Source organism: Bacillus paramycoides, assembly GCF_038971285.1.
In the GTDB taxonomy this organism is placed as follows: domain Bacteria; phylum Bacillota; class Bacilli; order Bacillales; family Bacillaceae_G; genus Bacillus_A.
Genome location: NZ_CP152427.1, coordinates 1,524,477 through 1,536,573, shown reverse-complemented (window position 1 = coordinate 1,536,573; position 12,097 = coordinate 1,524,477). Strand labels below are relative to the sequence as shown.

Genomic DNA, 12,097 nt, shown 5'->3' with positions numbered 1-12,097 from the left:
TCCCTTTATCGTACTACCTAATAATTTGTTCAAGCATTTACAACCAATCATCATCTCAAGTTATTTTAGTCGTAATAAGTTGGCCAGCCTCATTAATCGTTACTTTCCATTTTGCTCCACTAGCAGTCTTCATAATGATACCTTTACTTGCTTCTATTTCAATATCTCCAAACATTCTTCCACCAGTTGTCGCTAACCAAGCATTCCCATTCTCCATAGAAGACCTCGCAAACATACGATTAATCCGAAAACGTTTATGGTCTTGAACGTAACCACTGAGTGTAATTCTTACTTTATATAGTTGACTCGCCTTCATATTCGATATAATTGTATCGCCTACATTTAATGGAACATCCGATGCAACAACCCAATTTCCAGTTGCACTTAATGCATATTCAATTTTAATTTTCTTCGGGCTCTCTCCCCATCCAAAATACATGCCAAAACAATTCAACATTTGAATTGGATTTTTCGTAAAATCTAATTCAATCACAACTGGATTACTATCTGGAACATCGATATAGTTTACACTTTGTTCATCTATTAAATTAAAACAATTTGCAAGATTCCCCCCGTAAGGTAATTTCCCACTTGCTTGCTTAACAGTATACTTCTGCTGAGCATTTACTAATATATCATCTTGGTTCCCTATTAAATGTGGTTTATTTAACGTAATTGGCAACTGAACCCGAAGAGATTCTTCATAGGTAGACTTACAAACATTATATTGTCCTTTATCGACAATAGTTGTGGAAAGTAAATTCGAAAAAAGGTAGTTGCGATGCGAATTAGAAGAAAATTCAATGACAATCGGTTCGCTACTCATCCGGTACGTATCCCAAATCATACAATCAAATGTATTATAGGCACCCGTACAACGAATTACTTTTTTCGTTTGCTGTCTACATTGTACTTGAATATCATGAAATGTATTGCCTGAACTTTCATTTGGCAAATCACTATTTCCATCTACTTCAACCCCATACTGACATCCATCAATAAATATAGATTGAAATACATTTGCGTTAATCCAGCAAGGTGTATTTATATCATCTATATATTCTGTCTTCAAATGTATTGCAGTTTGAAAGTTTTTAATTTGAATAAAGTTAACTTGAAAGAAACTAATATAATCCCATGCTTTTTGACAATAAAAGTATATAGCCTTACCTTTATATGACGACGTTGCATTTATTATATTTATATTTGATATAAGAGAGTGATTAGGAACTTCTATTTGTTGTGAACCGGACACATAAATAACTGCAGATTGAAACAGTGGATTTATAACTTGAACTGTACCACCTGTTATAGACGCATTTTGTTGCAGTTCAAACGCATTAAAATCTCCATCAATTTGCAACGTAACAGTAGGATCAAGCTCTAATCTTACGTTTGATTTAATAACAATCGGCTTTACAATTTTGTACGTATTTGCGCCTGTAATTCTTACAGTGGAAATCCGATTCGATACACAGTATTCAATCGCTTGTTGAATCGCTATTGAACTATCATTTCCTGAGTTTGGAACTGCACCAAAACAATCAATATGGACACTATCTTCAGGTGCACAATCTTCTTGTGATGAAATATACTCTGTCAAAACAAATTCACTCCTCATATTACCTTTTTCATATAATATGTGAGTTTTATCTTAAAAGTTTCTATAATAAAAAAACAAACGACTTCTACAGTCATTTGTTTAATTCATATAAATCTTTCGTTTCTTCTATCATTTTTGTTAACGAGAAATATCTCTCTGCTTTCTCTCGTGCTTTCAGTCTAATACCATTCACCTTTTCTTCATTCTCTTTTAATTCCTCAAGCGCACTTACAAATCCTAATTCGCAATATTCAGATATCAAAACACCTGATTCTCCATCTATTACCGCTTCATTTATTCCGCCGACATCTATTGAAATAATTGGTGTCCCTGTGGCCATCGCTTCAATTACCACCATCGGAAACACTTCTCGAAAAGATAATAAAAGTAAGGCATCCATATTTCCTATAAATCCATATGGTTCCAAAATATTCCCTAACATCTTTACATTTTGCTGCAATCCATACTTTTCTATTTCTTTCATAATAGACTCTTTCTCTGGTCCATCACCAGCAATATAAAACTTAAAATCATCTCTCTTTTTCAACACATTTGCAATTTTTACAAATAGTTGATGGTTTTTTTCTTTGGATAATCTAGCTAATATCCCTACATGATAAGTAGATTCTGTCTTTTTCTGCCGGAATAAAAACTTTTCAATATCCACACCGTTATAAATCGTCTTTATTTTTTCTGCAGCTACATGCATTGAAATTAAATTATTTTTTTCAAACTCACTTACTGTAATAATATTGTTCACATATTTATTCATGAAATAACGAAAAAGAATTGGCATTTTCTTTTCTAATATCGTTACATTATGTTTCGTATACACGACTTTTATCTTTTTTTTCATAAACTTTTGAAGTAGAAATGAATATAAAACCATTCGTAAACTATTGGCATGAATAATTTCTATCTTTCGATCACATATTTCTCTTCGCAAGTAATAAATATTTTTCAAATGATTCCATCGACTAAGCAACATGAAATTTTCTTTTCTAGTAAGAGATTCATATAGTTCTCCATCACCTGCAGCTGTATAAACTGTAAAGTTCTCATCACGCAAATTGCTTTCCAATTTACAGAAATAACTTTCAGCTCCTCCAGTTATCAATTTGTCTGTCATCAACAATATATTCATAATTGTGTCTTCCCAACTACATTGATTTTATTTTTTCTATAGGCATGAAAAGCATACTTACTAAAATAGTAAAAAATTTGCACTGCATTCAATCGTTTTTGTGCCTTTAATAATTTCCAATACCGAAAAGCCGCTCTCATTTTATTTCTCGAAACAGAATTTTCTACAATTCTATACTTCGCTAACACTTGCTGTATTCCTTTCGCTTCATGCCCTTCATGTAATAAGTTTAGCCATAGCGCTGTATCTTCCGGCTGCACATTAGGCATTTCAATATGCGGAATTTTTTCCCGATCAATCATTACCGTTAAACAACCGATAATTGTATTTCCTGCCAAACGATGATAGTCAACAGATTTTGGTACATTCACTTCTCCATTTAGTTCATTACCGTTTTCATCGATTAAACTATACCCTGCATATGAAAAGGCCGCATTCATTTCTTCCATAAATAACAATTGTGTCTTCAATTTATGTGGCAACCATATATCATCGCTATCTAAAAAAGCAATATATCTTCCTCTCGCCTCTTCAATCGCTAAATTCCGAGCTTTCGCAGCACCAACATTTTCTTTTAATGATATTAGCCTAATACGCGAGTCCCCTTCTATTATCTCTTTAATTTTTGCAGCAGATTGGTCAGTTGAAGTGTCATCAACGATAATCATTTCCCAATTTTCATATGATTGATTTTGTACTGATAAAATCGTCTCACCTATAAATCGTATACTATTATAAGAAGGTGTTATTACAGAAACATGAGGCGCCTTATTATGTGCTGATAGACATTTTACCATCTACCTTTCCCCTTCCTTCATATATTGAAATGTACTTCACAACCATTGCTAAAAATAAAAAGAACGCTTCGTTAATAATGAGTGACAATGACATCATCTGAAATAAAAATCCAATCATGGTCAATAAAAGAAACGGTTTTTCACGAAACAGAGTATACTGCGTTAACTTGAACATTAATATGAATAAAAAAGCGCTATATAAAAGAAAACCAATTGTACCCGATTCAGACAAAATTTCTAAAAATGTATTGTGCACATATAATTTTTCGTTAAATTGAAACTCATAATAATTCGAAAAATTAAACGCACCAATTCCGATATATGGATTGGATACATAATATTTAAAAGCAGCTTCCCATAATGTAAATCTTCCACTTCCATTATCATGCGAAAAATCAGAAATTCGTTTATTCAATATGTCATCCAATTGGCCACCCATTACACTATTCGATAAACTGAAGATCACTACACCAAACAATAGTAAACTCATTATTATTTTTATTTTTTTCGCAAAACTAGATGTACATACATATACAAAAACAACGAGCACAAGTGCTAATATTCCTCCCCTTGAGAAAGTTAATAAACTTGTCGTAACACATAAAATCAATCCTAAAATGTTCGTCATATTATGTAGGTTTGTCATATAATACATAAAAAATATTGTATTATAAAAGATAAAAATGTTAGGATCATCTAGCAAACCAATTAACCTTGGATAGCCTCTATCAACTAATAGTCCAGCAAAAATTTCTCTTTCTTCTCCACCATACAATCCAAAGTGCTGTAAACCGACTATATACATTATTAAACTTACAATATTAAATATAATTCCTACATAGACAATAGATGATTCAAGTGTTGCTATTTCAACATTTCCTACTAAATTTCTCATTATAAAATAGCATCCTAAAACAAATAGCACACCAAAAATCATACGAATACTAGCATGTAAATATATAGAAAGAATTCCACTGAAACAATAGATGAAATAAAATAGTAAAAATACAACTTCATGAAAATATAGCTTTTGAATATGAAAGTTTTTAACTGTTAAACAAAAATATATGACTAAAAAAATCATATATATCTTCAGCGAAAATCCAATATATATGTTGTATTTACTTAACATGACAAATAATATTAAGAGCATAATCCATTTCATCGATATTTTCATATTATTTTCCATAGGCTATATCCCCTGTTTCGTAATATAATCCTTTTTGCGTGTTTTTCTTATAAACGAAAGAAGAAGTTTTTTCAGCTCATAATCATATAGGAATATACCAACTATTACGATTAACGTATTAAAAACGAGTGCAATGAAATGATATGTATGCAATATATATTGCACTCCAATAAAAGTTACGCCAAAATAAATTGTATAAGGCATGACAATTTGCAATACAATTTTCCCCTTCACTACACTTACCGCTATATACCCAACTAAAGCTACAATTTCAAATAAAACCATAGCATAAGCCGCTCCTATCACTCCACCAATACTACTAAAGCTATAAAGCATAGTCCCACCTATCACTAAAGCTATACATTGCACAACCGTTCTTTTATTTTGACGTCCACTCGTTGTTAAACCATCAGCTATAGCAATATTTAAACTTTGCAGTACAATGAGAAATGATAATATTTGGAGTGGCTCTACTGCATTTCTCCATTCCTCATGAAAAAATATAGAAATAAAGTAAGGTGCTAAATGATATAAACCTAGCGTCATACATATTCCCACGATCGCCATTAATTTTATTTGAAGTAAGTTTAATTTCGTATGCTCTTCTAATTTATTCTGATTATAATGCTTAAAGAGCACTGGATAAAACGCTCCTGCAATCACCCCTGGTACTTGGTATAAAGCTGCTGGCATCCGATACGCCACCGCGAAAATACCTATCATACTTAATGGCAATGTATAGTTAAGTATGATAGGTGCTAATTGTGGCGTACTCATTATTAAAAAACCGCTAATAATAAAAGGTGTCACTTGCCAAAATAACGCTTTATGAATTACAACTTCCATATTCATACTCGTCTTTCTTTTCATTACATATATGCTGCATACACCACCGATCATATAACCAAATCCATATAAACGCGCAGTTATATAAACTGGTAACTCTCCGAAAATACAAAAACATGTAATGATAATGACAACTGCCGCTGATACAACTTTAATAAGTGCTATATACTTCATACTTCATACGCTCCGTCAGCTGAAAGTAGGCAATCCCTATATTTTGCCAAGTTAATCCTATTAACATGAAAAACATTACGTTTATCATCAAATAAATCAAATTTCTATCCGCATACATATAATGAATAGCAATATAGCCGATTATAGAAATAAAAATAAGTAGAATCATCCTTACCTTTATATACGACGATAAAATCATCTCTAAGTCTACTCCATCTTTTGCCCCTTCTCGAAGAAACGTATTCGTAAGTCCTAAATCTGTAAAAAATAACATAACAAACGTCACTGCTATGGCAACACTAAACATCCCATAATTTTGTGCATTTAAAAAATTTACTAAAGCAATTAAACTCACAGCCTGAAGAAGATTAGCTAAAATCGTGCTATAAAATAGATGGAGAATATTATTTAAAATAGATCTATCCATACCTGTTCTCCTTTGCAAGCAACCTACTTACATATATTTATCTTGCACCATTACCGTTCAATACTATTAAAACGGTTTTACATAAAATATGAATGTCCATCTTAATCATTTTCATTTCAATATACTCCATGTCCCATTTCAGCTTTTCTTTCGGATCAAGATCATACCCTCCATTTATTTGTGCCCATCCTGTCACCCCTGGCTTCACAATTAAACGTTCCTTGAATTCCGGAATATAGGCATCAAATTGTTTATAAAAATATTCTCTCTCTGGCCTAGGTCCAACAAAAGACATATCACCTTTTAAAACATTTAAAAGTTGCGGCAATTCATCAATTCTCGTTTTTCTTATAAATGATCCAACTTTAGTAATTCTTGAATCATTTTCATCTGCCCATTGTGGTCCATTTATTTCAGCATTTTTTACCATCGACCTTAATTTAAATACATTAAATTTCTTTCCATTCATCCCTAAACGTTCTTGAAAATAAATTGGAGCTCCTGCTGTTTCGAAAGCAATCATAATACAAAAGAACAACATAATTGGCAGCGTTACTAGTAACAATATGAGTGAAAATATAGTATCAAACAAGCGTTTTATACTTCGATTCAAAATACTGGTCTTTTCTTGGGCCGGAATCGTATACAACTTGGCTTGATTTGTTTCACGAATCATAAATCGTTACCCCCACATTCAAGAATATAAAACTATACCTATTAATTCACATTCTTTCCTCTTTATATTTGCTATCACTTTTTGCACGGTACGTAGGGAATCTTTTCTCTTTTTGACCGCTAAGACCACTCCATCGCATTTCCCTGCAATCATGTGCGTAGCAGGAAGCTCAAATACTTCAGAGGAGTACAAGAAAATGTAATCAAAATCTTCCTTCCATTTTGCAATTACATAATCAAATTCATCTGTAGCAACTAAAGGTGTACCGGTATGTACTGTTTTTTTTGCGGGAATACAATATAAGTATTTAGATAAGTTACTAGAGAAAGTTTCATAACTACAGGAGGGATCGCTTATTATATCATTCACTGTTTTCGTATGGTTGCTTTGTAATAGTAGATGTAGCTTAGGATCGGAAAAATTCACATCGATAAGTAATACCTTTTTTTTCATTTCTGCAAACACTAGCCCTATATTGACTATAAGCGAGGCAACAACGCCTCTATCCTTCGTTGAACTAATTGTGAACACTTGTTTTCCCGATTTTTTCAACTCGTGATACAGCGTATAAAACTGCTCTTTCATTAAAGCATCATGCGGATCAAATGGAAGCTGTTTCTTTGTCTTAAACATCGACATGTTCACCTCGATATATAGATGATTGCGTATCAACTTCTGTAGATTTCTTTTTTCTTTTTGGTTTCATATTTATGTAACCAATAACAGGGATTGTTGTTATTTTCTCCAAATCTTGTTCCACGTATATACGCTCATCAAAATAATCCCGAAATACAGCTAAACCTACCCCAACAAAAAAACTAACAATTAAAGAAATAGGGATAATAAGTTGAAATTTCGGAAACAGTTTTTCAGCTTTTTCCTGTAACTCAGGGTCAGTTAATATTTTTACTCCCTGTACATTCGTATACTGCTGAAAGCTTTTTTGAGATTGTTCTGCCAGTGACTTTACAATTTCTTTTACAATTTTAGGATCCGAATCTTTTACTGTAACAGTAACAATTTGTGAATTTTCCATATTCACCACTGAAATCTTTTGAGCTAATTCATAACTTGATTGCTCTAATTTCAAAGTTTTTTTGACGGTTGAAATAATAAGTGGACTTTTTAAAATATCAACATACGAAGTTACGAGTTGCTTATTTTCCTGTGTTTTATTTGTTGAATTTTCCTTATTAAACTCATCTAAATTCCCAACGAGAATTTGTGTTGAATATTGATATGAAGGCTTTAATACGTACATAGAGATAAGAATTAGAGAAACAGTTAAACAGCACATCGTCAAAATAATTGTTACTATCCTTCTTTTCAATAACTGTTGAAAATCCTTCATACTAATTTCTTGCTTCAATTATTTCACCGCCTTTGTATGATTCATATTCTGCACATCATTCTTTACAGATAACCCTTTCTTCTTTCTATTCGCTTGCTTTGTTACATACTTTCCGACTCTGAATGCAAATTTTTCTACAAATATATACGAAAGCATTGCAAGTATAAACGAAAAAACGAGTGAAAAAATTAAAATGATAGGCAACGGTAATATTTCATGAAGCATGTACATAAGGGAAAATAAAGATATGATATGGTATAAATAAAGACTGTAAGAAATTCTCCCTAAATATAATAAGTATTTATTACGTAGCAAGGATGACAAAGTTGATACTGACAAACTTAATATGACAAATAAACATGCACTTATCGCTACTACGTAGTCTCGAAATATAAAATTATTGAGCACTTTAATTTCTCCGATAAGCCCTTCATACATATAAAGTAAAATCGCTAATAAAAACCATGCAATTTTCTCATTTTTAGTACGATTACTATAAAAAACTATTAGATTATTTTTATACTTCGCAACTAGTGCTCCTAGTAAAAACAGTACTGTGTAATGCAGGGTTAATGCATAGCTTGTTAATGTTAAACTTGAGTGAAATAATAATAGAATCACGACAGAACATATACTAAAACTAAACAATGTCAATAACGAATCCCTCAACGTTTTTCGTAAACAAACCATCAAAACTAACGGGAAAATTATTGATATTCGCATTTCATGAACAAGTGACCAAATTACGCCATTATATGCATCTGTATTATATTTCCCAACCAATAATATATGCTGCACGATTAAGCTTAAAGAACTTTCAATCGTCCATGAGCGATTAAACCATTCACTTAAATAAGAAATTCCATATTCACTCATTGTAGTTTGGCATAAAATAGCTATAAGTATTGCTACGATATATGGAATATAAATTCTGCATATACGCTTTAAAAGGAACGACCCATAACTATCGTAGTTGTTTTGAATGGAACTATACAAAACAAATCCACTCAAAACAAAAAAGATAATAACCGATTCGTTACCACTACTAAACATTAAGCGAGCAGGCGTTTCTTTTAATAGATACATAACAAATGGTTTATTATCTTCATAACTGTAATTTTGAAATACTGAAAAAATCATTAAATGATGACCAATCATTACTACTAATGAAGAAATTCCTCTAATTGAATCCAATTCTTCATACCTATTCATCGCTTTATATCAACTCCTAATGAAATGATAATAATCATTTCAAAGCGACACCATTATTCATATTCCTCTCCTTTCTTTTCATTCCAATTTTTCATATTAAAATGATTTATAGCGTAATTTTGAATGTATTGTAACATTTTTTGTAATATTATGAATAGTGAATCTCTTAAAGTGGTATATACCAATTTCAACCTCGAAAAATGAAAAAAATTGGTAGAAAAACACTATGAAAATATCTTGTATATTTACAAAAATTAAAGAGGGAAATATAGTTATTTCAATATAAAACAAAAAAGATAGCCTTTATCGGCTATCTTTTTTTACCTTATTTAGTTGCTAGAGCCACTATATGCGACATGTCGTTTCTCAATTCGTTCCTCAATTTCTTTCATATTTTCTTTATTATTTAATAGTGATTGTTTATTTTCAATTAATAATTGTTTAAAAGATTTTCTCACTTTTTTTCTCATTTTTATTGTCCTCCTTAGGGGATGGTTTATATAAAAGATAAAGAATTATCTGGTTGTTCTTATAATAATTGATTGTTGTGAATTCCATTTGAACTTTACATGAAAATTCCGTTTATTTTCTGACAACTTTGTGAACACGAAAAAGAGATCTACGTAAAACAGTTTTGTAGTTGCTTCATTTCATTACATAAATCGCCATTTACGTCATCTTATATCAATTTACCTTGTCGAAATATTTATATATTTCAAGCTACATTCCATATACTTTCATCTACTAAAATTCTTTTTTTCAAAATAAAAAAGAAGGTGTCACCTAGTCAAATTTCGACTTATGCAACATCCTTCTTTTCAAACTATTTACAACATATTGATTAATATTTCAGGTCTTCCCCAATTCATTTCTTCACAAACGAATCGTAGTTTTTCTTCATCCATTGTGTGTAATCCTTCTTCTAGCGAACATGAAATAGGAACTTCACAATGAATTTGCGCTAATTGTAATGAAATATTTAAATTCTCTAAATCACTTTCAATCTTCGTACGTTGCGCTTTCGTTAAAGATGCCACATTTTCTAGTACAGTTGCTACTGTACCATGCTCTTGAATCAGTTTATACGCTGTTTTTTCACCGATACCTTTTACACCTGGGTAATTATCGCTCGTATCTCCCATGAAAGCTTTTGCATGCACGATTTGCCACGGTTCCACACCTTTTTCTTCCATAATTTTCTCTGGTGTGTAATACTCGTAATTTCCAATTCCTTTGCGCAGAAGCATAACTGTAACGCTCTTATCAACAAGCTGCAGTAAGTCCGTATCACCTGTTAAAATGTAAACTTCCGCTTCATTACAATATTGTTTTGCAAGCGTACCGATACAATCATCCGCTTCATACCCTTTCATTCCGATAACTGGAATGGACAATTTCGCAGTCATTTCTTGTACTAAATCAAATTGCGGAATTAATTCTTCAGGCGGCGCTGCACGATTCGCTTTATAATTTGAGAACGATTCTGTTCTAAAAGTCGTACTTCCCATATCCCAGCATGTTACGATATGTGTCGGTTCAATTGCTTGCATAGCTGTTAATAAATGTTTCATATAACCATGAATCCCGTTTGTAGGGGTACCATCTTGTCGTTTCATAAATTGTCCGTAGACACTTGTTGCATAAAAAGCACGAAATAATAGTGCCATACCATCAACTAATAATACTTTTTTCATAATTCCTCTCCTACCAAAAAAATAATAACCCCACGTCATCACGTAAGGTTATATAAATAGATTACCATTCTACGTTTTTCAACTTTGTCTATTATACATTGTTTTTGTATATTTAGCATCATTTACACATTAAGACGTTCTACTACAACAAGTATGAAGAATTCCTGAATACGTATTTTTCCCAGTCGAAACAACTACAGCTTTTGCATTTCCACCAACAATATACGTCCCTTTGAAACATACGTTTTCAAGTTCAAGTGGATTATAGTCTTTCATTCGTTTTAAAGGAATAAATCGTTTGCGCTCAAGATGATAGCAGCTTTCAAATTTCTCAACACTTGCATCGTTTCCTGTTAGCACAGATTCATTTACTAATAAATCATTTGCATAGATGATACGTACATCTGCTGGTACTGTATCACCTTCTGAAAGAAAAATCATATCTCCAGGAACAAGCTCTTGTACTGGCAAATTCATCATTTTCAATTCACCGTTTAAACCTGTTACACTTGAACATTCTACTCGAGACACAGTAATTTTCTCACATTGTAATCCATTACGTACATGTTGTTTTGAAAAACCTGGGATCATTCCACTTAGCTTCATCATAACTTCCGCAATACGAGCTCTTTTTGAAGTTAATTCATTTCGGCCGTATACTTGAATACGTTTTTGTGCCTCTTTCATAGATAAACCGTCTCTTGTTGTTTTAAAATACGCAAATACAGATTTTACATCTCTCGTTGCGATTTCAATTAATAAATCTTTATTTTTTTGAAGCAATGTTTGTTCTTTCATTGATTTTTTACTTAATTTATATGACGTGTTACCCACAGTTTTGTTTGCATATAACATATTATCGTCTCCTCCTTTACAACATAGGAAGAAACGCTTTGTTTCTCGATTTATCCACTTTACTGTAAAAGTGTCTAGCGCTTAAACGTACATATAAACGCTACATGATGATAAATATAGAGGGAGGAA

11 protein-coding genes and 1 pseudogene are annotated in these 12,097 nt (G+C 31.9%); all 12 read right to left on the bottom strand.

Annotated elements, in window-relative coordinates:
* Positions 1 to 55 precede the first annotated feature (55 nt).
* The 12 genes and pseudogenes from AAG068_RS08025 to AAG068_RS07970 all read right to left on the bottom strand — a co-directional run bounded on the left by AAG068_RS08025 (position 56) and on the right by AAG068_RS07970 (position 11,968).
* Complete coding sequence (locus AAG068_RS08025; RefSeq protein WP_342718834.1) at positions 56 to 1,603, bottom strand: hypothetical protein; 1,548 nt, start codon at positions 1,601 to 1,603, stop codon at positions 56 to 58.
* A gap of 91 nt (positions 1,604 to 1,694) precedes the next feature.
* Positions 1,695 to 2,747 carry a glycosyltransferase family 4 protein gene (locus tag AAG068_RS08020; protein ID WP_342718832.1) on the bottom strand — a complete coding sequence of 351 codons (1,053 nt, stop codon included), beginning with the start codon at positions 2,745 to 2,747 and terminating at the stop codon, positions 1,695 to 1,697.
* Positions 2,744 to 3,544, bottom strand: a complete 801-nt coding sequence (locus AAG068_RS08015) for a glycosyltransferase family 2 protein (protein ID WP_342718831.1) — start codon at positions 3,542 to 3,544, stop codon at positions 2,744 to 2,746. Before AAG068_RS08015 ends, AAG068_RS08020 begins: the two co-directional genes overlap by 4 nt.
* Positions 3,519 to 4,733, bottom strand: coding sequence for an O-antigen ligase family protein (locus AAG068_RS08010; protein ID WP_342718830.1), 1,215 nt, complete (start codon positions 4,731 to 4,733; stop codon positions 3,519 to 3,521). Before AAG068_RS08010 ends, AAG068_RS08015 begins: the two co-directional genes overlap by 26 nt.
* 3 nt (positions 4,734 to 4,736) lie before the next feature.
* A pseudogene (locus AAG068_RS08005) lies at positions 4,737 to 6,180 on the bottom strand (oligosaccharide flippase family protein).
* 37 nt (positions 6,181 to 6,217) lie between these two features.
* Entirely contained in the window at positions 6,218 to 6,856 is a 639-nt protein-coding gene (locus AAG068_RS08000) for a sugar transferase (RefSeq protein ID WP_342718829.1), read from the bottom strand.
* Between the two features lie 18 nt (positions 6,857 to 6,874).
* A complete protein-coding gene (locus tag AAG068_RS07995; protein ID WP_157829835.1) occupies positions 6,875 to 7,495 on the bottom strand; it encodes a CpsD/CapB family tyrosine-protein kinase in 621 nt (206 codons plus the stop codon).
* Positions 7,482 to 8,225 (bottom strand): YveK family protein, encoded by a 744-nt coding sequence (locus AAG068_RS07990; RefSeq protein WP_342718828.1) that lies wholly within the window; start codon positions 8,223 to 8,225, stop codon positions 7,482 to 7,484. The genes AAG068_RS07995 and AAG068_RS07990 overlap by 14 nt, the downstream gene beginning before the upstream one ends.
* Positions 8,226 to 9,419, bottom strand: coding sequence for an acyltransferase family protein (locus tag AAG068_RS07985; RefSeq protein ID WP_342718827.1), 1,194 nt, complete (start codon positions 9,417 to 9,419; stop codon positions 8,226 to 8,228).
* Between the two features lie 329 nt (positions 9,420 to 9,748).
* Entirely contained in the window at positions 9,749 to 9,889 is a 141-nt protein-coding gene (locus AAG068_RS07980; protein WP_048527108.1) for an FbpB family small basic protein, read from the bottom strand.
* A 357-nt stretch (positions 9,890 to 10,246) separates the two neighbouring features.
* Positions 10,247 to 11,113 carry a 5'-3' exonuclease gene (locus tag AAG068_RS07975; protein WP_270705612.1) on the bottom strand — a complete coding sequence of 289 codons (867 nt, stop codon included), beginning with the start codon at positions 11,111 to 11,113 and terminating at the stop codon, positions 10,247 to 10,249.
* Between the two features lie 129 nt (positions 11,114 to 11,242).
* Entirely contained in the window at positions 11,243 to 11,968 is a 726-nt protein-coding gene (locus tag AAG068_RS07970; RefSeq protein WP_342718826.1) for a cation-transporting P-type ATPase, read from the bottom strand.
* Positions 11,969 to 12,097: the final 129 nt, after the last annotated feature.